The sequence below is a fragment of the Agrobacterium sp. T29 genome, from assembly GCF_006970545.1.
Classification (GTDB): Bacteria; Pseudomonadota; Alphaproteobacteria; order Rhizobiales; family Rhizobiaceae; genus Agrobacterium; species Agrobacterium leguminum.
This window is the reverse complement of sequence record NZ_CP040640.1, coordinates 1,618,635-1,637,875: the sequence shown is the minus strand read 5'-3', so window position 1 is coordinate 1,637,875 and position 19,241 is coordinate 1,618,635. Positions and strand designations below refer to the sequence as shown.

The following is a 19,241-nucleotide window of genomic DNA, read 5'->3' as shown; positions in this document are numbered from 1 at the left end:
TGGCATTTGCGCCTTTCCCGGCCTATATGGCGTGCATCTTACTCGGTTTTTCGGAAGATTCGCCATGAATGCCATTGTTTCGATACGGAATCTGACAAAATCCTACGCAAACGGCTTTCAGGCGCTCAAAGGTGTCAGCCTCGATATCAAGGAGGGGGAAATCCTCGCCCTTCTCGGTCCGAACGGTGCTGGCAAGACGACATTGATCTCCATCGTTTGCGGCCTCGTCAATCCCGGTGAAGGCTCGGTGCTTGTCGGCGGGCACGATGTGGTGAAGGATTTTCGCCAGACCCGCGCCCTGATCGGCCTCGTGCCGCAGGAACTGACCACAGACCAGTTCGAGACGGTGTGGAACACCGTCAGCTTCTCGCGCGGCCTGCACGGGCAAAAGAAGAACCCGGAACTGATAGAGCGCATCCTGAAATCCCTGTCGCTCTGGAACAAGAAGGACAATATGCTGCGGGAGCTTTCCGGCGGCATGAAGCGGCGTGTGCTGATCGCCAAGGCGCTCGCGCATGAGCCGAAGGTTCTGTTCCTTGACGAGCCGACAGCCGGCGTGGATGTGGCGCTGCGCCGCGACATGTGGAACGTGGTTTCCGAGCTGCGCGCCAAGGGCGTCACCATCATCCTCACCACGCATTACATCGAAGAGGCGGAAGAAATCGCCGACCGTGTGGGTGTCATCAATGGCGGCGAATTGCTGCTGGTGGAAGAAAAGACGGCGTTGATGAAGAAACTCGGACGCAAGCAGCTTTTCCTGGAGCTTGCCCAACCGGTGGAGCAATTGCCCGACAGTCTTGCGCCCTTCGGTCTGACGCTTTCCGATGACCGCTGCACCGTCACCTATGAAATCGAGGATAATGGCGAGCAGGGTCGCATTGCCGATGTTCTAAGCGCTCTTTTCGCCGCCAACATCCATTTCAAGGATATTTCAACGCGGCAGAGTTCGCTTGAGGATATCTTCGTTTCGCTGGTGGGAGGCCAGAAATGAATTTCGAAGCCATCAAGGCCATCTATCTGTTCGAAATGGCGCGCACGCGTCGCACCCTGCTGCAGAGCGTGGTCTCCCCGGTCATTTCCACCTCGCTTTATTTCATCGTATTCGGAACCGCGATCGGTTCGCGGATTCAGGAGGTTGGCGGTGTTTCCTACGGCGCGTTCATAACGCCCGGTCTCATCATGCTGACGCTTCTGACGCAATGTATCGGCAACGGCTCCTTCGGCATCTATTTCCCGAAATTCACCGGCACGGTCTATGAAATCCTCTCCGCTCCGGTGGCGATGACGGAAATTCTGGCCGGTTATGTCGGGGCGGCGGCGACCAAGGGGCTGATGATCGGCACGATCATCCTGATTACCGCTTCCTTCTTCGTGGATATCACCATCGCCCACCCGTTCATGATGATCCTGTTCTTCGTGCTGACGGCGGTGAGCTTCAGCCTGTTCGGGTTTATTATCGGCATCTGGGCGACGAATTTCGAGCAGCTGAACCTTATTCCCATGCTGGTGGTGCCGCCGCTGACCTTCCTTGGCGGCAGCTTCTATTCCATCGACATGCTGCCGCCCTTCTGGCAGACGGTCAGCCACTTCAACCCGGTGCTTTATCTCATCAGCGGTTTCCGCTGGAGTTTCTACGAGATCGCCGACGTCAATCCTGCCATCAGCCTCGCGATGATCACGCTGTTTCTGGCGCTCTGCCTCGGTGTTGTCGGCTGGATGTTCAAGACGGGGTATAGGCTGCGCAACTGACGGCGCAGGCCATCAGAAGACAAGTGAGCTTTCTCCATACGCAACGTCATCCTCGGGCTTGTCCCGAGGATCTGCAACCGATTGATTTTATTGGACGTGAATAGATCCTCGGCACAGGGCCGAGGATGACGGAGGCGAGGCTTGCGCAAGGCCCCTCAAGACATGATCAACCCACCATCGACATTGATCGTCTGGCCCGTGATATAAGCCGCGTCGTCGGAAGCCAGAAACGCCACCAGTGCGGCGACTTCGGCGGGCGTTCCGGCGCGGCGCATGGGAATGTTGCGCACCCATTCGGCCATCAGTTCGCCGGGCTTGTACTCACCCAGCATCTGGCCCCAGACGCGGTCGTTATAGTCCCACATTTCGGTGTGGATGATGCCGGGGCAAATGGCGTTGACGGTGATGCCCTCCGGCGCCAGTTCCTTGGCAAGGCTTTGCGTCAGGCCGATAACGCCGAATTTGGAAGCGGCATAATGCGGGGTATAGATGAAGCCCTGGCGTGCCTGGCCGGAGGCGGTGTTGACGAGGCGGCCTTTGGTGCCGCTTTCGCGGAAGCGGCGGATCGCCTCCTGGCAGCAGAGGAACGCGCCCTTGGTATTGACGTCGAGGTTGAAATCCCACTGTTCCTGCGTCAGTTCCTCGATCTTGGAAATGGTGATGACGCCGGCATTCTGGACGGAGATGGAAAGCGGGCCGATCGCCTCCTCGGCGGCGCCATAGGCCTCGCGTACCGCTGCCGCATCCCGAACGTCGAGGATCACGCCATGGGTGATGGTGCCGGTTTCGTCCGCGAGTTTTTTCGCAGCATCCTGCGTGTCCCTGTCGACAGAGGCGATGGCGACTTTCGCACCTTCCTCGGCAAAACGGCGGGCGATGCCGTATCCGATGCCCTTGTTGCCTCCGGTCACGAATACGGATTGACCTTCAAAGCGCCTCATGTCTCCTCCTTATGGGATTTTGGCTATGTTTCCTGGCCGACCAGTCGTTCGGCGGTGAATTTGTCGGTGACGAGCACGTCGATCACACCGGTTCTGAGCGCACCGGCAATCGCCTCGGTTTTTTTCGAGCCGCCGGCGAGCGCAATGACACGGTCGACATTGGAGAGGTTTTCCAGCGGCAGGCCGATGACCCGGTCGTCGAGCGGCGTCTTCACCGGCTTGCCTTGCCTATCGAAGAACCGGAGCGATATGTCGCCCACCGCACCCGCCTGCGCGAGATCGGCGAGTTCCTTGGCGGAAAAGATGTTGCCGGAGCGGGCGAGAAGCTCCGATGGCTCGACCGCACCGATGCCGACGACGGCGAGCGTGATCGACCCGAAGAGATCGATGGTTTCGCGCACGAAGGGATCGGCGAGCATCAAAAGCTTCGCCTCGCGGGATGTGGCGACGCCCGGCACCGGTAGCAGTTTCGGTTCGGCCTCCGTCAGCCGCGCCAGACGCGTGGTGATCTGGGTGGCGTGCGTCTGTACCGATGGGTCGCCCATGCCGCCCAGCGTCTGGACGATATAGCGCGCCTTGGCGCCTTTGAGGGGGTGGATGTTTTCCACCATCTTGAAGATCGTCTGGCTCCAGCTGGAAACGCCGATGATCTCGTTCTGCGACAGTGTCACTTCGAGAAAATGCGCCGCCGCTTCGCCGATGCGGGCCATGATCGCGCCATCGCGATCCTCGCTGCAATCGACAACGATGGCCTCCGGCAGGTCGAAACGTTCGCGCAGCTGCGCTTCCAGATCGCTATAGGTGCCGGGCGGCGGAATGATGCTGGTGCGGACAATGCCCTCCGCCTCGGCGCGCTTCAACATGCGCGAGACGGTGGCTTGCGAAAGATTGAGATGCTGGGCGATTTCCGCCTGTCGCTTGTGCTCGCTGAAATACATCTGCGCCACGCGGGAAATCATTCGAAGTTCGTTTAGCCTGCCCATAAGCCCTCCAGGGTGAATTTTTATTCACCATTACCCGAGGTTACAGGCAAGGTCGAGCGGGCAATCGCATCGCGCCAGACGCTGAGCCGCTGGCTGTTTTCGTGAGTGGACGGCGCGATGGTGTTGCCGTTGCTGTTCAACGCCGCGATGGCATCGAGATCGCTCCAGACACCGAGGGCAAGGCCGGCGAGATAGGCTGCACCCAGCGCCGAAGCTTCGGGCGCGTCGCGCTGGATGATGGGGTGTTGCAGCATGTCGGCGACGCATTGCATCAGGAAACGGTTCTGGCTCGGCCCGCCATCCACGAACAGGCGTCCGAAACCGGAGGGCGACTGCTGGCGCATGGCGGCAAAGACGTCATGGACCTGAAAGGCAATCGAGTCGGTGACGGCGCGGGCCATCTGGGCACGGGTGGTGCTGAAATTGATCTGCGAGAACAGGGCGCGCGCATTGGTATCCCAATAGGGCGCTCCAAGGCCAACGAAGGCCGGCACGAAACCGGGGCCGTTTGGCTCGGCAGTGGCGGCGAGTTCCACCAGCGCGGCGACATCCGGCAGGCCGAGAATCTCCGTCATCCAGGGCAGGGAGGCGGCGGAAACGAGAATATTGCCCTCGAAAGCGAAGGTCGGTTTGCCGCCGAGCCGCCATGCGACGGTGGTGGTGATACCGCGTTGCGGCGCGATGAAATGCGGCAGCGTCGTCATGACCGAGGAGCCGGTGCCGAAGGTCACCTTGCCGTCACCCGGATTGAAGGCGCCATGGCCGAAGAGGGCGGCGTGGCTGTCGCCGATGGCGGCGAGGATAGGCGCGCCGTCCTTGATGCCGGGAACGCCTGATGTGACGCCAAAATCGCCGCTGCTGTCGCGCAGATCAGGCAGGGTGTTGATATCGATGCCGAAGAGCTCGCAAAGCTCATCGCTCCAGACCTGCCGGTTGAGATCGAGCACCTGGCTGCGGGCGGCATTGGAGGCGTCGCAGGCATGGACCTTGCCGCCGGTGAAGCGATGGATGAGCCAGCTATCGATGGTGCCGAGGCGGAGCTTGCGGCCCTTCGGCGCGCGCTCCAGTAGCCAGCGCATTTTTGCGCCCGGAAACATCGGGTCGATCGGCAGGCCGGTCAGCGCCATGACGCGCTCGGAATGGCCCTTTTCGATCAGTTCGGCGCAATCCTGCGCCGTGCGGCGGCATTGCCAGCTGAGCACCGGGCCGAGCGGCTCGCCGGTTTCGCCGTCCCAGATGGTCACGGATTCGCGCTGGTTGGAGATGGCGATGGCTGCGATATCGACGTTAGAGGGCGCGGCGGCAAGGCAGGCGGAGATCGCTTCGCAGACCGAGGCCCAGATGCGCTGCGGCTCCTGTTCCACCCAGCCGGGCTGCGGATAGGCGATGCCGACCGGTGACGAGCCGCGCGCCAGCAGTTCTCCGCTTTCCGAGACGAGTATGGCCTTGGAATTGGTGGTGCCCTGATCGATGGACAGAATGGCGCGCATCATGGGAGTCTTTCGTCGGCAGTTTTTCGTTTCGGCCTTGCGGCGATTAAACGACGATATTGCAGAAAGGGTGTCGCCGCGCATCCGAAGACACGCGACGACTCTGGGAGGAGACCTTATTTTCTCTTGATCAGCGCTTCGGCCGCATCCGCAATAGCGGCCGGCGCCATGCCGAATTCATCCAGCAGCCATTCGGCCGAACCGGTATGGGCGAAGACGCCGGGAACGCCGAGACGCTTCATCGGCACGGGGGCCTGTTCGACCACGACTTCGGCAATGGCCGAGCCGAGACCGCCGAAGATCGAATGTTCCTCGGCCGTCAGGATCGCGCCGGTTTCGGTCGCTGCGGCGACGATGGCCGCCTCATCGATGGGACGTACGGTCGCCATGTTCAGTACACGCGCCCTGACGCCACGGCTTGCCAGAATATCGGCGGCCTTGACGATGCGGTGCGTCAGCGTGCCATTGGCGATCAGCGTCACATCGGAGCCCTCGCGCAGCAGATTGGCGCGGCCGAGTTCGAAGACATGGCCTTCCGGCAGCAGATCCGGCACGCCGACGCGCGACAGCCGCAGGAAGCAGGGGCCGGCATAGTCCGCCGCCCATTTGACGGCGGCGGCCGTCTCGATGCGGTCGCAGGGGGCGATGACCGGCAGGTTTGGCAGAACGCGGGTCCAGGCGAAATCTTCGATGGAATGATGCGTCGGGCCGAGTTCGCCATAGGCCATGCCCGAGGATATGCCGATCAGTTTCACATTGGCGTTGGAATAAGCAAGGTCGGCCTTGATCTGCTCCAGCGCGCGGCCGGTGAGGAAGCAGGATGCGCCGCAGACGAAGGGCAACTGGCCGCCATTGGCGAGACCGGCGCCAACGCCGACCATGTTCTGTTCGGCAATGCCGACATTGACGAGGCGCTCGGGGAATTTCGACTTGAAGCCGCCGAGCTTCGAGGAGCCGACCGAATCGTTGCAGACGGCGACGACCCTGTCATTGCCGGCGGCCAGCGCTTCCAGCGTTTCGGCGAAGGCGTCGCGGCAGTCATAAAGCTTGGCGGCGGTTACGGGCGCGTTCATTACAATGTCTCCGAAAGTTCTTTGACGGCGATTTCATATTGTTCCCTGCTCGGAACCTTATGGTGCCAGTCAACGCGGTCCTGCATGAAGGAAATGCCGTGGCCCTTGTTGGTGTGGGCGACGATGCAATGCGGGCGGTCGCCGCGATGCTCCAGCGCCGGCACGACTTCCGCCATGGCATTGCCGTTGATTTCGCTGACTTCCCAGCCGAAAGCCTCGAGCTTCGGGCGAAGCGGCGCGACATCATTGGTTTCCGAAAGCGCCGCACCCTGCTGGAAGCGGTTGTGGTCGACGATCAGCGTCAGGTTGTTGAGGCCGAATTGTGCGGCGGACATGATGGCTTCCCAGTTGGAGCCTTCCTGCATCTCGCCGTCGCCGGTCATTACATAGGTGTGGTAGTCCGCGCCGGAAAGCTTGGCCGCCTTGGCCATGCCGACGGCAACCGGCAGTCCGTGACCGAGCGGGCCGGTATTGGTTTCCACACCCGGAACCTTGTTACAGTTCGGGTGGCCGTTGAGGCGCGAATTCGGCTGCAGGAAGGTCGAGATTTCCTCTTCCGGGATGAAACCGCGCTTGGCGAGCGTCACATAAAGCGCGCAGGCCGTATGGCCCTTGGAAAGCACGAAGCGGTCGCGGGCAGGGTTTTTCGGATCATCCGGCCAGATGCGCAGGACGCGGAAATAAAGGGCCGTCATGATGTCGATAGCTGACATTTCGCCGCCGACATGGCCCGCACCCGCTTCAAAAACAGCCTGTACGTCGCGAAGGCGAATCTGGCGCGCAATGCGCTCTAGCTCCTGGGACTGCATGGAATCCTCTTCAAAACATGCGTGTGAATATTTATACAGCTATTTATATAATTGCAGAGATGGCGTTTCTGTCAAGCCGGAATTGTGAATTGTGTTGTTTGGATCGGCGTGAGCGGGCATGGCGATGGTGCAACATCCCAAGCGGCAGATACCCACGCAGCCCTCATTCCTGTGCTCGTCACAGGAATCCAGTCAGCCCAAGTCCTTGGGCTGTAGGGACTCTTTTCGCCGCGCAGACGCGCGTCGGCTGGATTCCTGTGACAAGCACAGGAATGAGGGGAGAGGCGACAGGCAGGCAGTTGCCGGTCTTCGTTCACGGCAGACCTCGCCATTAACGCCCTATTGACAAGCTTCTCGAAACTGGCTTATGCATGTTTCACCGATGATGAATAATTATTCTAATCGGTTTAAAAAATGCAAGACAGTCACCGGGAGGAGCCATGTCCGCGATTGAACGCAATGAGGGGGTCACGCACACCAGGAGCCCGCTTGCCTGGTTGAGCGGTGCGACCGGACCTCTTTTGGGCCTGCTGCTGCTCTGCGTGTTTCTGACCTTCGCCAGCGAGAATTTCCTGTCGCTGCGCAATGGGCTCAACATTCTCGACCAGATCACCGTTCTCGGCATCATGGCCGTCGGCATGACCTTCGTGATCCTTCTCGGCGGCATCGATCTGTCTGTCGGCTCGGTTTTGGCGCTGTCGATGATGATCATGGGCTGGACGGCCAATGTGGCGGGCATGCCGATGGGTATGGCCATCGTGCTGGCGCTGATCGCGTCCGCCGCCTGCGGCCTCGTGGTCGGTATTCTGGTTACGGCTTTTCGGGTGCCGGCCTTCATCGCCACGCTGGCGATGATGTCGGTGGCGCGCGGTCTCGCCAATATGATCACCGATGGACAGCAGATCGTCGGTTTCCCTGACTGGTTCATGATGCTGGCAATCGACCGCCATTTCGGCGTGCTGACAGCGACCGTGCTTCTGATGCTTGTCGTCGTTCTGGTTTCCTGGCTGTTCCTGCGCTTCCGTTCGGAAGGCCGCACGGTCTATGCGGTCGGCGGTAACCCGGAAGTGGCGCGTCTTGCCGGCATCAATGTGCCGCTGGTGACGATCTGCGTTTATGTCGCCTGCGCGGTTCTTGCCGGTCTCGCCGGCATCGTTCTTGCGGCGCGTCTTGACTCGGTGCAGCCCTCAAGCGGCTTCGGTTACGAGCTGGATACGATTGCGGCCGTTGTCATCGGCGGAACCTCGCTTTCGGGCGGTGCGGGCGGCATCGGCGGAACGCTGATCGGCGTGCTGATCATCGGCGTGCTGCGCAACGGTCTCAACCTGCTCAACGTCTCTCCCTTTTTGCAGCAGGTCATCATCGGTGTCGTCATCGTGCTGGCCGTTGGCGCTGAAACATTGCGCCGCCGCAGAAGCTGAATTTGCCTGCGGGCGGTGCTGAGCCGTCCGCGCAATAAACGACCCTCCCGCCATGGGAGGCGTGAAAAACGGCCGGAGGGGAGGAGGTTCGATCTGCCCGAAGGTCAACAATCAACAAATGGAGGAATAATCATGAAATTTTCACGCATTCTGCTGACATCCGCCGCCCTTCTCGCCCTGTCGCTCGGCTCTGCCAACGCAGCCGAAGTCAAGAAGATCGGCCTTGCCGTCGCCAATCTGCAGGCGAACTTCTTCAACCAGATCAAGCAGGCCGTCGAAGCCGAAGCCAAGACGCGCGGCATTGCCGTCGTCACCGTCGATGCCAAGGGCGACGGCCCGACGCAGGTGAACCAGATCCAGGATCTGCTGACCCAGAATATCGATGCGCTGATCTATATTCCGGCCGGCGCCGCTGCCGCGACCGTTCCGGTGAAGCTTGCCAAGGCCGCCGGCGTTCCGGTCATCAACATCGACCGCAATGCCGATGGCGCGCCGGGCGATACCTTCCTCGCCACCGATTCCGTCGCTTCCGCCAAGGCGGTTTGCGATTACATCATCAAGCAGGCCGGCGGTGCTGGCAAGATGGTCATCATCCACGGCCAGAAGGGCACGACGCCGGAAGTGGACCGCACCAAGGGCTGCATGGAATCGGTAAACGCCAATTCCGGCGTGAAGATCGTTGCCGAACAGTGGTCCAACATGTGGAGCCAGGATGAAGGCTTCCAGATCATGCAGAACATGCTGCAGGCCAATCCGGATGTTTCCATCGTCTTTGCACAGGCCGACGGTCTGGCGCTCGGCGCTGCACAGGCAATCAAGGTTGCCAACCCTTCGCAGAAGATCGTCGTTGGCGGCTTCGATGGTGATACGGCGGCGCTTGAGGCGCTGAAGAACGGCGTCTTCGACGTGACCGCAACACAGCAGACCCAGAAGATGGGCCGCACGGCTGTCGAGATGGCCGTCAAGATCGTCGGCGGCGAGAAGGTTCCGGCCGTGCAGCTTTCCGATGCGACGCTGACCACCAAGGAAAATGTCGAAGGCTTCATCGCCAACCATCCCTGATGCATCCGCCCCGCGCGTTCGATGGGATGCGCGGGGCTCTCATTGGTTTGTCTTTATGCAATTTGGACACAAGGCTGTGGCGTATCTCCGCCGCGATCATGTCCTGGGAGGTCCCGTCATGCGCGAGCCGGTTCTTTCGCTCCGTGGCATCAGCAAACGTTACGGCCCGCTCGAGGTTCTGAAGAACGTCGATCTCGATGTTTATCCCGGCGAAGTGGTGGCCCTGCTGGGTGAAAACGGTGCGGGCAAATCCACGCTGTCAGGCATCATCGCCGGTTCGCGTGAGCCGTCCGAAGGCACGATGACATGGCTCGGGCAGCCCTATGCACCGTCTTCGCCGCGAGAGGCGATCGACAAGGGCATCGTCCTCATCCATCAGGAATTGAAGCTTCTGCCGGAGCTTTCCATCGCCGAAAACGTGTTCATTGGCCGCTGGCCGATGAAAAACGGCGTTGTCGACCGCGCCGAGATGGTGCGCAGAGCCCAGCAGCAATTGGCGCGCCTCAACCTCCACATTCCCGCAACCCGCAAGGTGGCCGGCCTTTCGACCGCCAATCAGCAGCTGATCGAAATCGCCAAGGCGCTGGCGCTGGACGCCAAACTTCTGATCCTCGACGAGCCGACGGCGGCACTCGGCGGCGCGGAAACGCAGGCGCTGTTCGAGCAGGTGCGCAAGCTGCGCGCCGAGGGCGTAGGCATCATCTATATTTCCCACCGCATGGAAGAGATCAAACAGATCACCGACCGCATCGTCGTGTTGCGCGACGGCGAACGGGTGCATGAATTTGCCGATAGCGCGACACCGGTGCGCACCATCGTCGAAAGCATGGTCGGCCGCTCGCTGGAGCGCCTGTTTCCGACGCTGCCGGAGCCGCAGGACAAGATGGTGCTGGAAGTGAAGGGGCTGACCGGCGCGGACAATGCTTTCCGCGACATCAGCTTCGGCGTCCGCGCGGGTGAAATCCTCGGTATTGCCGGTCTGATCGGGGCGGGACGCACCGAACTGGTGCGGGCCATTTCCGGCGCCGATCTGACGAGTGCGGGTGAGGTTCTGCTGGATGGTAAGGTGCTGACGCTGAAAAGCCCGGCGGATGCGATTGCCAAGGGCATCGTCATGGTGCCGGAAGACCGCAAATTGCAGGGGCTGGTGGTGGAGCACGAGATCGGCGAAAACCTGATCTATGCCAATCTCGACCGCGTCGGCACCGGCTGGATCACGCCACGCATCAAGCGCGCCTTTACCAGGGAGGCTATTGCCAAATTCGGGGTGAAGGGCCGCAGCGAACAGCCGGCGTCCGATCTTTCCGGTGGCAACCAGCAGAAGGTGGTCATTGCCAAATGGCTTGCCCGCAATCCGCGCGTGGTGGTGCTGGACGAGCCGACCCGCGGCATCGATGTCGGCGCGCGGGCGGGCATTTACGATATCATTGTCGGTCTGGCGAAAAGCGGCGTGGCCGTCATCGTCGTCAGTTCCGATCTGGAAGAGGTGCTGGGCGTTTCGAACCGCATCCTCGTGCTCGCGCAGGGAAAACAGGCCGGCATCCTCAACCGCGACGAAGCGAACGACGTCTCGGTCATGGAACTGGCAACCATTTGAAGAAGGAAACAGAGATGTCCACCATTACGCTCAACGCGCCGAAACTGTTCGATCTTTCCGGCCAGGTGGCGCTCGTCACCGGCGCCGGTTCCGGCATCGGCCAGCGGATCGCCATGGGGCTCGCACAATCCGGCGCCAATGTCGCGCTGCTCGATCGCCGCACCGATGACGGTCTGGCGCAGACGGCGGATTTCATCGCCAAGGCTGGGCGCAAGTCGATCCAGATTGCGGCTGACGTCACCAGCAAGCAGGCATTGACTGAAGCGGTTGCGCGTACTGAGGCCGAGCTTGGCGCGCTGTCGCTCGCCGTCAATGCGGCCGGCATCGCCAATGCCAATCCTGCCGAGGAAATGGAGGAAAGCCAGTTCCAGACGATGATGGATATCAACCTGAAGGGCGTTTTCCTCTCCTGCCAGGCGGAAGCCAATGCCATGCTGAAGAACGGACGCGGCGCAATCGTCAACATTGCCTCCATGTCGGGTGTCATCGTCAATCGCGGGCTAATGCAGTGCCACTATAATGCCTCGAAGGCTGGCGTCATCCACATGTCGAAATCCATGGCAATGGAGTGGGTGGGTCGCGGCATCCGCGTTAACACCATCTCGCCGGGTTACACGGCGACTCCGATGAATACGCGGCCGGAAATGGTGCACCAGACGAAGCTGTTCGAAGAGCAGACGCCGATGCAGCGCATGGCGGGTGTGGATGAAATGGTCGGCCCGGCGATCTTCCTGCTGTCTGATGCGGCAAGCTTCGTGACGGGCGTGGATCTGCTGGTGGATGGCGGTTTCTGCTGCTGGTAGGGTTTTCGACGCGGTAGCGCTGAGGTGGACGATAGGGCGCGCCAGACCTATGGGCCAGGTTGACGCGGCTTTTTCCCTCCGTCACCCGGACTTGATCCGGGGTCCAGTGCGATCAAGTCTTTGATCACAAAAGACTCTTCTCACGGCGCAGACGCGCCGTGGCTGGATGCCGGATCTAGTCCGGCATGACGGAAGAGGAGAAGCCAGACGGTTTCACAAGCATCACGCCCGGCTTGCGCCGGGCGTTTTCGTATTCACACCACGATCAGCAGCTCACGCAACCTGCTTCTGCACCACTTCCTCGACAATCTCGCCCTTGAGGTAAGCAACAAGGTCCTTGATCGTCACGACCAGCAGGCCGTGGCGTTCGGCGAAGACTTCGAGCTGGGGCAGGCGGGCCATGGTGCCATCGTCATTGGCGACTTCACAGATGGTGCCACAGGGATATTTGCCGGCGAGGCGGCAAAGGTCCACGGCCGCTTCGGTGTGGCCGGTGCGGCCGAGAACGCCCTGCGGGTTGGCGCGCAGCGGGAAGATGTGGCCGGGCCGGGCGAAATCTTCCGGGCGCGATTCTTCCGATACCAGCGCGCGCACGGTCTTTGCGCGGTCGGCGGCGGAAATGCCGGTGGTGGTGCCCGGAATATAGTCCACCGAGACGGTGAAGGCCGTCTTGAGGGATTCGGTATTGCGCGACACCATCAGCGGAATGTCGAGCGCATCGAGACGCTCGCCCGGCATGGCGACGCAGATCAGCCCGCGCGCATGGTTCATCATGAAGGCGATCTGCTGTGGGGTGATGCTGTAGGAGGCGGCGATGATATCGCCTTCATTTTCGCGGTCTTCGTCGTCAACCACAATCACCATCTCGCCACGGGAAATGGCTTCGATGGCGTCTTCAATTTTAGCAATGGTCATTTTCTTTCAAGCCTTTCAAGGGTTATGCCGTTTTGCGGCATTTTCGCGCTTCGAGAAGCGCCAAATATCCCTTGGGCGAACAATGCAATGCGAAGCCCGCTCACGCGCAGGCGTCCTATGCCTTGTCCTCTTCCATCCGGACTATACCGTCGGCTCCGGCCTCTCACCGGATCTGCTGACCTTCCGGCTTTGGAGACCGGAAGCGCTCGCGGGCTCCGGGAAAAATCCCGATACCGCCGGTGGGGAATTGCACCCCGCCCTGAGAACGGAACCAACATAAATTATCAAATGGGAAGGAATCAAGGGGCAATGGTTCGTTGGGCGGGGGCCGGGCAGAAAGAAATCTCTCGGAAAGGCGTATCTATGAGCATTTTAGTTCCGCCTATTTTAGGTCGAGTTCCTACCGTGTTTTTCCATCGAGACCGATTTGATATTGGCGGCGCAAATCGTGGCCCGCTCGCCATCTGAAGTATCGTATTTATGTTGTTAATATTGGAATCTTATGATTTTTATATTGTCGTTATTACAATATGTATTTTCTTATATTTAAGGGAATTGTTGCATGTCAGCGACGCAGCAAATATCTGAAAGCCCGCAATTGCTCGCCGCGTTGGTCGCGGCTTCCACAGCCTTCACGCTGTGGATACTTGGACAATTTGTAGCGGTGGGCGTAGGATTCTGGAAAAAATCGCGAGAAAAAGAGAAATTTATTCGATCCCTGTATGCGGAAATCGACTTTAATACAGCCGATATGGCGATCTTCCTTGCGGCACCTATTTCCTATGTGACGTTCAGGGAGCGCATCAAGGAAAACAAGGATTTCGTCCCGCATATTACAGATGCACGTCACACACATTTCTATCTGAAGAATATCGATTCCATATCGGCCACTGGAAGAGAGTATATTGGAGATGTGGTCTATTTCTATGGTGTTCTGGATAAAATCCGCGCCAAGATAGATGGAATATACCGTAAGAGTTTCACCAATATTTCACTCGAGGGTCGGGAGAGCGCCATTCGCAGCCTCTACGAGCACGCGGAAGAGGCAAAGAAAACCGGCGAGAAGCTTTTGCAGACAATGGAAGGAAAATACAGGGGATACAAACTAAAGCGAAAAATCCGTTCGCCGGGCATCTCAAAAAACCAAAAAGCGCCGAAACCATAGTTCGACGCTTCGCTTCTCACAGTGGAAAGACGTTTAGATCAAAGTAGGATAGGATCTGGACCGATCATGTTGAGAACTCCTGCGTTGAATATGTAATCTTGTCTCATGGTCAGTGCGGCCTGTCAATGATTTGCCGAATTGACGGTATTTTTCGAGATAATCCACTGCTTCAGCGGGTCAACGTCGACCACCCCTTTCCTCGTTACTTCACGTATATTGTGATGGGGGCGTTTGATAGCAAGATAAGACGCCTTCTCCGAGAGGAGCTTATCGGTCCCGCAACCGCAATTCATCGGTCTGCATCTGCAGCGAACCGAGCGTCGACAGGAAGCTCATGCCGAGCAGGCTTTGGCCCAATTGGCCATCCTGGGCGACGAGGGCGGGGATGTTGCGTCGCATGATCGGGCCAATGCTGATTTCCGACAGGGTAACGGGGGCTGCCGCCGTGCGGCCATTCGCGGTCATCACCGGTACGGTATAGCGGAGATTTGCGGTGTCGATGCCAATTGCGGTCGCATCCGCATTGGCGAGCACCACGGAACTTGCACCGGTATCGACCAGCATGTGGATCGTCTTGCCCTCGACGCCGACATTCGCTTCGAAATGGCCGCTCATCGATTTATGCAGGACGATTTCCTGTTCGCCGCCAGCCGTCGTCACCACCACGGCGCGGCCGGGCATCAGGCCGCCCAGCAGCCGGTCTCCGAAGGATTGCAGGTCGTAGCGATAGAGATAGAGCGAGACGAGGCCGAGAATGATGACGAGCCAGACGGCGAGCTGGCGGATGACGGTACTGAGGCTGCCGCGTCTTCCCGCCAGGATGCCGGCCGATAATAGACCGGCAATGGGCAGAAGATAAAGCACGTGGGCGAATTGATCATTGTCGATGCCGAGCGTTCGGCCGCCGTCGTGATTGATGAGAAGCAGGCCAAGGCCGACGGCCAGCAGGAGGAGAACGATGGTCAGCCTGTTCATGCGGTATGCGTCTCCTTGGCGGTCTCGGGCAGGTTTGCCAGTCTTTGCGGCAGCAACCGCATGATTTCGCGGCGCTTCTCGTCGCTATACCCCGCCCAGCCGCCGATTTCATCCAGCGTCCGCCCGCAGCCGATGCAGAGGCTGCTGGTTTCATCGAGGCGGCAGATATGGATGCAGGGTGTTTCCATGATGATTTATATCAGGCCGTCACGTCGCAAGGGCAAGGGCGACGAGAATCACGATCTCCGTGATCTGCTGGCAGGCGCCGATGGTGTCGCCGGTATGGCCGCCGATCTTCCTGTCGCAGAGTCTGCCGAAAAGCACGGCCGCCAGAAAGGCTGCCGCCAGCACGAGTGCAATCGACAGAAGCGGCAGCGCGTGCAGCGTGAAGAGTGTGAAAAGCAGCAACCCGATCACCAGCGCGATGTTGCGCTCGCTTGAGCCCGGCTGACCGGCGCCGGCGGCGATGCCGGAGGTTTTGGCGGCGGGCAGGGATTGCCAGTGCCACACCATCAGGGCGCGGCTCAGGACAAGCGCGGCGATCAGGGCGGCGGCGGCGGTCTTTGCCGGCAGCGTCTCGATGAGCGAGGCGAGTGCGGTGGCGCGAAGCGCAAAGGACAGGATCATGGCAATCGTGCCATAGCTGCCGATGCGGCTGTCCTTCATGATCTCAAGCATGCGGGCCTTCTCCTTGCCGCTGCCGAAACCGTCGGCCATGTCGGCCAGGCCGTCTTCGTGCAGCGCGCCGGTGATGAGCGCCGTCAGGCCGATGACGAGCCAGCCGGTGAGCTGCGGAGAGGCGTCGAAGGCTGCGAAAACCACAATAAGGAAAGCGGCGGGCAGGGCGATCAGCAGGCCGGCGGCGGGAAAGGCGCGGGCGGTGCGGCGCATCGACACGCCGTCGGCATCATCGAAAAACTGCGAGGGAACGGGCAGGCGGCTCAGAAAGGCGAGGGAATGCATGACATCTGTTATAAAATCCCCGGCCTTCATGCTCTCTCCGTTGCAGTCGCTGCATTTCCGGTTGTTCCGCGGCGCATCCGCGATTATGAGAGGCGCAACAAAGACCGATTTGCCGGAAAAAACAAGTTCCGGACGCATGAGCCGATGCGACAGCCAACCCGACGACGAGAAAGACAGATATCATGAGCATGAGCGGATTGCCCTTCGACGATTTCCGCGCGCTGCTGCGCGAGCTTCCCGGCCCGGATACGCACGCGCTTGTGGCGGCCAAGGAGCGCAATGCGCAGCTGACCAAGCCTGCCGGTTCGCTCGGACGTCTCGAAGAAATCGCCATGTGGCTGGCTGCCTGGACCGGCCGTTCTCCGGCCGTCACCCGTCCGCTGGTGGCGATCTTCGCCGGCAATCATGGCGTTACCCGGCACGGCGTTACGCCCTATCCGACATCCGTTACCCAGCAGATGGTGGAAAATTTCGCGGCAGGCGGTGCGGCGATTAACCAGATCTGCGTTGCAAACGATCTTGGCCTGAAAATTTTCGATCTGGCGCTCGATTACCCGACCGGCGACATCACCTGCGAGCCGGCGCTTTCCGAGCGCGACTGCGCCGCCACCATGGCCTTCGGCATGGAAGCGATTGCCGGCGGAACCGATCTTCTCTGCGTCGGCGAAATGGGTATCGGCAACACCACGATTGCGGCGGCGATCAATCTCGCGCTTTATGGCGGCACCGCGGAAGAATGGACCGGTCCGGGGACCGGTTCGGAAGGCGAAGTCATGGCCCGCAAGATCGCGGCGGTGAAAGCAGCGGTGGAGTTCCACAAGGATCATCTGTCCGATCCGCTGGAGATCATGCGCCGTCTCGGCGGACGCGAGATCGCAGCGATTGCCGGCGCCATCCTTGCTGCCCGCGTGCAGCGCATTCCCGTGCTGATCGACGGTTATGTGGCGACGGCCGCTGCCGCTCTCCTCAAGGCCGCCAATCCTGCGGCGCTCGACCATTGCCTGATCGGCCATGTCTCGGGTGAGCCCGGGCATCTGGCCGCCATCGAAAAGCTCGGCAAGACGCCGCTTCTGGCGCTTGGCATGCGGCTCGGCGAAGGCACGGGGGCAGCGCTTGCCGCCGGCATCGTCAAGGCCGCTGCCGCCTGCCATTCCGGCATGGCGACATTCGAAGCGGCGGGTGTCGACACCCGCATCAGCTCCCGCACCGACCATTGAGGCTGAAGATGGACGTGACGCCGCAAAAGAAGCAACCGGAACCCGCCTTTCGAAAGGAAAAAGGCTGGCGGCATCTTTTTGCCGCCGCGCGCTATTCCGTGCAGGGGCTTGGCCGGCTGTGGCAGGAAGCGGCGTTCCGGCATGAGGTTCTCGCCTTCGGCGTCGGGCTTGCCCTGCTTCTGATCGTCAGCGCACCCTTTGCCCATCTTCTCGTCTTTACGGTGCTGATGCTGCTTCTGTTTTCGGTGGAAGCGCTCAATACCGCCATCGAAGAACTGGTGGACCGCATTTCACCGGAAATCTCCTCGGTCGGGCGGCACGCCAAGGACCTCGGCTCCTTCGCCGTCTTCTGCCTGTTGATGGCGAACGGATTTTTCGTGCTGTATTCGCTGGTAACGACGCTGTTCGTCTGAAGTTGTTAGCCTCAAGGCATTTCCGGACGGAAAACCGGGGGCCACTTTTCCTGGAAATGCCCTAAGCGAAGGACCGCCGGCGCGGCTGGATGGCGTGGGTTTCTTCCACGGCCGGCAGGCTTTGCAGCACGCGTTTGGCCGGCAGGATGGCGATGCCTTCGGTGCCCTCGCGCAGTTTCGATTTCAGGATGAACTGACCGTCATGCTTGGCGAGAATGGCCTGAACGATGGGCAGGCCAAGGCCGGTTCCCTGTTCGGCGCTCTTGATCGCGATCGATCCCTGACCAAAGGCGGACAGCACCACGGGAATTTCATCTTCGGGAATGCCGGGGCCGTTATCCCTGATCGAGACATATTGGCCGCCGCCTGCCGTCCAGCCGGCTTTCACGAGGATTTCACCGCCCTGCGGCGTGAATTTCACGGCGTTGGACAGCAGGTTGAGGATGACCTGGCGGATGGATTTCTCATCGGCCCAGACCTGCGGCAGGCTGTTTTCGAACTGCTGGGAAATTTTGATGTTCTTGGCGCGGGCGCGAAGCTGGATCATGCCGATGCAATCCTCGGCGATTTCCAGCATCGAGATCGCTTCTTCGTTCAGGTCGTAGCGGCCGGCCTCGATGCGCGACAGGTCGAGGATTTCGTTGATGAGATCAAGCAGATGCTGGCCGGAGCGATGGATATCGCCGGAATATTCCTTGTAAAGCGGATTGTTGAGCGGGCCGAGCACCTCTGATGACATGACCTCGGAGAAACCGAGAATGGCGTTGAGTGGCGTTCTGAGCTCGTGCGACATGGAGGCGAGAAAGCGTGATTTCGCCAGATTGGCTTCTTCCGCGCGCCGCCGCGCCTCGTCCGAAACCGAGTTCGCGACTTCGAGTTCGGCGATCAGGTCATCCTTTTCCGTCTGCGAGGAGAGGAGCTTGATGCTGGTCTGGTAAAGGCGGCTGGTGATGCGATGACAGAAGAGTATGGCCATGCCGAACATCAGCGCGAGACCGACATCGAAAGGATTGCGCGAAATGGCCGATGTCATGCAGAGAGCCGCCAGCACCGGCAAAAAGGTCATGAAGGTCGCCCGCCGCAGCATGAAATTGGCCATGGCGGTGAGCGAAAGCGCGATCAGCAGCGTCGAGCCCTTGAAGAAAAGCACGAGCGTCGGGTTGTTGCGCACCGGTTCGGCCAGCGCGAACATCGCCCAGGCGCAGCCGATGAGGATCTGCATGCCGAGGAAGAGACTTTTCCAGTGCTGAAGATTGTCGGCCGTGATTTCCTGTTTTGCCGCCCGCTTGGCCAAGAGCAGAGAAAAGGCGTGGAAGCTCAGCGCAATCAGCGACCAGATGATCAGGCTGATGTCGCGGGTGATATAAAGGCCGATGATGGAGGCGAGCAGGATGAAAAGCGGCATGATCATCGCGCCCTGCAGGGTTTCGGCGATGTGCATGGTCAGCATTTCGCGTTCATAGGCGTCGCTTGCGCCGGCCCCTTGCTGCAGGCGTTCACGCGTCGTCTTCACCGTGTCGAAGACCGCCTTGTTGCGATGCTTTTTCGACCGGTCGACGATGATCTTGTCGGTGGACGTGCTGACGCTTTTACTCATTGTTACAACGCAGGGTGACATGAACCCTTGCAGACTACGCGCAAAATCTTAAGAAGATGCTGCCGTGA

General features: G+C 60.1%; 19 protein-coding genes and 1 riboswitch. Of the genes, 9 read left to right on the top strand and 10 right to left on the bottom strand.

The features are described from left to right. Positions 1 to 64 precede the first annotated feature (64 nt). Positions 65 to 991 carry an ABC transporter ATP-binding protein gene (locus FGF54_RS08310; protein ID WP_003520395.1) on the top strand — a complete coding sequence of 309 codons (927 nt, stop codon included), beginning with the start codon at positions 65 to 67 and terminating at the stop codon, positions 989 to 991. Then, positions 988 to 1,749 (top strand): ABC transporter permease, encoded by a 762-nt coding sequence (locus tag FGF54_RS08305; RefSeq protein WP_003520396.1) that lies wholly within the window; start codon positions 988 to 990, stop codon positions 1,747 to 1,749. Before FGF54_RS08310 ends, FGF54_RS08305 begins: the two co-directional genes overlap by 4 nt. A 155-nt stretch (positions 1,750 to 1,904) precedes the next feature. On the opposite strand, the gene FGF54_RS08300 is transcribed toward FGF54_RS08305, so the two are convergent. The 5 genes from FGF54_RS08300 to FGF54_RS08280 all read right to left on the bottom strand — a co-directional run bounded on the left by FGF54_RS08300 (position 1,905) and on the right by FGF54_RS08280 (position 7,045). Next, on the bottom strand, positions 1,905 to 2,690 hold the full coding sequence (locus FGF54_RS08300) for an SDR family oxidoreductase (RefSeq protein ID WP_142779411.1): 786 nt from the start codon (positions 2,688 to 2,690) through the stop codon (positions 1,905 to 1,907). Positions 2,691 to 2,713: 23 nt separating this feature from the next. Continuing rightward, positions 2,714 to 3,673, bottom strand: coding sequence for a sugar-binding transcriptional regulator (locus tag FGF54_RS08295; protein WP_059760430.1), 960 nt, complete (start codon positions 3,671 to 3,673; stop codon positions 2,714 to 2,716). Positions 3,674 to 3,693: 20 nt separating this feature from the next. Next, positions 3,694 to 5,163: an FGGY family carbohydrate kinase gene (locus FGF54_RS08290; protein WP_142780184.1), complete on the bottom strand. Its 1,470-nt coding sequence runs from the start codon at positions 5,161 to 5,163 to the stop codon at positions 3,694 to 3,696. Positions 5,164 to 5,279: 116 nt separating this feature from the next. Beyond that, the gene (locus FGF54_RS08285; RefSeq protein ID WP_142779410.1) at positions 5,280 to 6,236 is read right to left on the bottom strand and encodes a transketolase family protein; all 957 of its coding nucleotides are present in this window, start codon (positions 6,234 to 6,236) and stop codon (positions 5,280 to 5,282) included. Further along, positions 6,236 to 7,045 (bottom strand): transketolase, encoded by an 810-nt coding sequence (locus FGF54_RS08280; RefSeq protein ID WP_078052753.1) that lies wholly within the window; start codon positions 7,043 to 7,045, stop codon positions 6,236 to 6,238. The genes FGF54_RS08285 and FGF54_RS08280 overlap by 1 nt, the downstream gene beginning before the upstream one ends. 440 nt (positions 7,046 to 7,485) lie before the next feature. Between FGF54_RS08280 and FGF54_RS08270 the strand changes: the two genes are divergently transcribed. The 4 genes from FGF54_RS08270 to FGF54_RS08255 all read left to right on the top strand — a co-directional run bounded on the left by FGF54_RS08270 (position 7,486) and on the right by FGF54_RS08255 (position 11,928). Then, positions 7,486 to 8,466 carry an ABC transporter permease gene (locus tag FGF54_RS08270; protein WP_065655910.1) on the top strand — a complete coding sequence of 327 codons (981 nt, stop codon included), beginning with the start codon at positions 7,486 to 7,488 and terminating at the stop codon, positions 8,464 to 8,466. Between the two features lie 132 nt (positions 8,467 to 8,598). Continuing rightward, a complete protein-coding gene (locus FGF54_RS08265) occupies positions 8,599 to 9,528 on the top strand; it encodes a sugar ABC transporter substrate-binding protein (protein ID WP_142779409.1) in 930 nt (309 codons plus the stop codon). Between the two features lie 118 nt (positions 9,529 to 9,646). Further along, entirely contained in the window at positions 9,647 to 11,125 is a 1,479-nt protein-coding gene (locus FGF54_RS08260; protein ID WP_142779408.1) for a sugar ABC transporter ATP-binding protein, read from the top strand. Positions 11,126 to 11,139: 14 nt separating this feature from the next. Beyond that, positions 11,140 to 11,928, top strand: coding sequence for an SDR family oxidoreductase (locus tag FGF54_RS08255; RefSeq protein WP_065115987.1), 789 nt, complete (start codon positions 11,140 to 11,142; stop codon positions 11,926 to 11,928). A 273-nt stretch (positions 11,929 to 12,201) separates the two neighbouring features. On the opposite strand, the gene ribB is transcribed toward FGF54_RS08255, so the two are convergent. Next, positions 12,202 to 12,843 (bottom strand): 3,4-dihydroxy-2-butanone-4-phosphate synthase, encoded by a 642-nt coding sequence (gene ribB, locus FGF54_RS08250; RefSeq protein WP_142779407.1) that lies wholly within the window; start codon positions 12,841 to 12,843, stop codon positions 12,202 to 12,204. A gap of 120 nt (positions 12,844 to 12,963) precedes the next feature. Then, positions 12,964 to 13,114, bottom strand: a riboswitch (FMN riboswitch). Positions 13,115 to 13,405: 291 nt separating this feature from the next. On the opposite strand from ribB, the gene FGF54_RS08245 reads away from it, so the two are divergent. Further along, a complete protein-coding gene (locus FGF54_RS08245) occupies positions 13,406 to 14,008 on the top strand; it encodes a hypothetical protein (RefSeq protein WP_125146930.1) in 603 nt (200 codons plus the stop codon). Between the two features lie 267 nt (positions 14,009 to 14,275). On the opposite strand, the gene FGF54_RS08240 is transcribed toward FGF54_RS08245, so the two are convergent. The 3 genes from FGF54_RS08240 to FGF54_RS08230 are packed head-to-tail and all read right to left on the bottom strand — an operon-like array spanning position 14,276 to position 15,976. Next, on the bottom strand, positions 14,276 to 14,983 hold the full coding sequence (locus FGF54_RS08240) for a TIGR02281 family clan AA aspartic protease (protein WP_003522163.1): 708 nt from the start codon (positions 14,981 to 14,983) through the stop codon (positions 14,276 to 14,278). Continuing rightward, on the bottom strand, positions 14,980 to 15,171 hold the full coding sequence (locus FGF54_RS08235) for a DUF1289 domain-containing protein (protein ID WP_035262220.1): 192 nt from the start codon (positions 15,169 to 15,171) through the stop codon (positions 14,980 to 14,982). Before FGF54_RS08235 ends, FGF54_RS08240 begins: the two co-directional genes overlap by 4 nt. A 19-nt stretch (positions 15,172 to 15,190) precedes the next feature. Then, entirely contained in the window at positions 15,191 to 15,976 is a 786-nt protein-coding gene (locus FGF54_RS08230; RefSeq protein ID WP_142779406.1) for an adenosylcobinamide-GDP ribazoletransferase, read from the bottom strand. A gap of 152 nt (positions 15,977 to 16,128) precedes the next feature. On the opposite strand from FGF54_RS08230, the gene cobT reads away from it, so the two are divergent. Together cobT and FGF54_RS08220 are read left to right on the top strand one after the other, a co-directional pair. Next, positions 16,129 to 17,163 carry a nicotinate-nucleotide--dimethylbenzimidazole phosphoribosyltransferase gene (cobT, locus tag FGF54_RS08225; RefSeq protein ID WP_142779405.1) on the top strand — a complete coding sequence of 345 codons (1,035 nt, stop codon included), beginning with the start codon at positions 16,129 to 16,131 and terminating at the stop codon, positions 17,161 to 17,163. A gap of 8 nt (positions 17,164 to 17,171) precedes the next feature. After that, on the top strand, positions 17,172 to 17,576 hold the full coding sequence (locus tag FGF54_RS08220; RefSeq protein ID WP_142779404.1) for a diacylglycerol kinase: 405 nt from the start codon (positions 17,172 to 17,174) through the stop codon (positions 17,574 to 17,576). Positions 17,577 to 17,637: 61 nt separating this feature from the next. Here FGF54_RS08220 and pdhS2 read toward each other — a convergent pair whose 3' ends face one another. Continuing rightward, entirely contained in the window at positions 17,638 to 19,173 is a 1,536-nt protein-coding gene (pdhS2, locus tag FGF54_RS08215) for a two-component system sensor histidine kinase PdhS2 (RefSeq protein WP_142779403.1), read from the bottom strand. Positions 19,174 to 19,241 lie beyond the last annotated feature (68 nt).

What these genes read in the sequence shown, in the direction of transcription:
- FGF54_RS08265 (WP_142779409.1), top strand. Translation starts at nt 8,599, where the DNA reads ATGAAATTTTCACGCATTCTGCTGACATCCGCCGCCCTTCTCGCCCTG.
- FGF54_RS08255 (WP_065115987.1), top strand. Translation starts at nt 11,140, where the DNA reads ATGTCCACCATTACGCTCAACGCGCCGAAACTGTTCGATCTTTCCGGC.
- FGF54_RS08300 (WP_142779411.1), bottom strand. Translation starts at nt 2,690, where the DNA reads ATGAGGCGCTTTGAAGGTCAATCCGTATTCGTGACCGGAGGCAACAAG.
- FGF54_RS08285 (WP_142779410.1), bottom strand. Translation starts at nt 6,236, where the DNA reads ATGAACGCGCCCGTAACCGCCGCCAAGCTTTATGACTGCCGCGACGCC.
- FGF54_RS08295 (WP_059760430.1), bottom strand. Translation starts at nt 3,673, where the DNA reads ATGGGCAGGCTAAACGAACTTCGAATGATTTCCCGCGTGGCGCAGATG.
- FGF54_RS08270 (WP_065655910.1), top strand. Translation starts at nt 7,486, where the DNA reads ATGTCCGCGATTGAACGCAATGAGGGGGTCACGCACACCAGGAGCCCG.
- FGF54_RS08245 (WP_125146930.1), top strand. Translation starts at nt 13,406, where the DNA reads ATGTCAGCGACGCAGCAAATATCTGAAAGCCCGCAATTGCTCGCCGCG.
- pdhS2 (WP_142779403.1), bottom strand. Translation starts at nt 19,173, where the DNA reads ATGAGTAAAAGCGTCAGCACGTCCACCGACAAGATCATCGTCGACCGG.
- FGF54_RS08220 (WP_142779404.1), top strand. Translation starts at nt 17,172, where the DNA reads ATGGACGTGACGCCGCAAAAGAAGCAACCGGAACCCGCCTTTCGAAAG.
- FGF54_RS08230 (WP_142779406.1), bottom strand. Translation starts at nt 15,976, where the DNA reads ATGAAGGCCGGGGATTTTATAACAGATGTCATGCATTCCCTCGCCTTT.
- FGF54_RS08260 (WP_142779408.1), top strand. Translation starts at nt 9,647, where the DNA reads ATGCGCGAGCCGGTTCTTTCGCTCCGTGGCATCAGCAAACGTTACGGC.
- FGF54_RS08240 (WP_003522163.1), bottom strand. Translation starts at nt 14,983, where the DNA reads ATGAACAGGCTGACCATCGTTCTCCTCCTGCTGGCCGTCGGCCTTGGC.
- FGF54_RS08290 (WP_142780184.1), bottom strand. Translation starts at nt 5,163, where the DNA reads ATGCGCGCCATTCTGTCCATCGATCAGGGCACCACCAATTCCAAGGCC.
- cobT (WP_142779405.1), top strand. Translation starts at nt 16,129, where the DNA reads ATGAGCATGAGCGGATTGCCCTTCGACGATTTCCGCGCGCTGCTGCGC.
- FGF54_RS08235 (WP_035262220.1), bottom strand. Translation starts at nt 15,171, where the DNA reads ATGGAAACACCCTGCATCCATATCTGCCGCCTCGATGAAACCAGCAGC.
- ribB (WP_142779407.1), bottom strand. Translation starts at nt 12,843, where the DNA reads ATGACCATTGCTAAAATTGAAGACGCCATCGAAGCCATTTCCCGTGGC.
- FGF54_RS08280 (WP_078052753.1), bottom strand. Translation starts at nt 7,045, where the DNA reads ATGCAGTCCCAGGAGCTAGAGCGCATTGCGCGCCAGATTCGCCTTCGC.
- FGF54_RS08310 (WP_003520395.1), top strand. Translation starts at nt 65, where the DNA reads ATGAATGCCATTGTTTCGATACGGAATCTGACAAAATCCTACGCAAAC.
- FGF54_RS08305 (WP_003520396.1), top strand. Translation starts at nt 988, where the DNA reads ATGAATTTCGAAGCCATCAAGGCCATCTATCTGTTCGAAATGGCGCGC.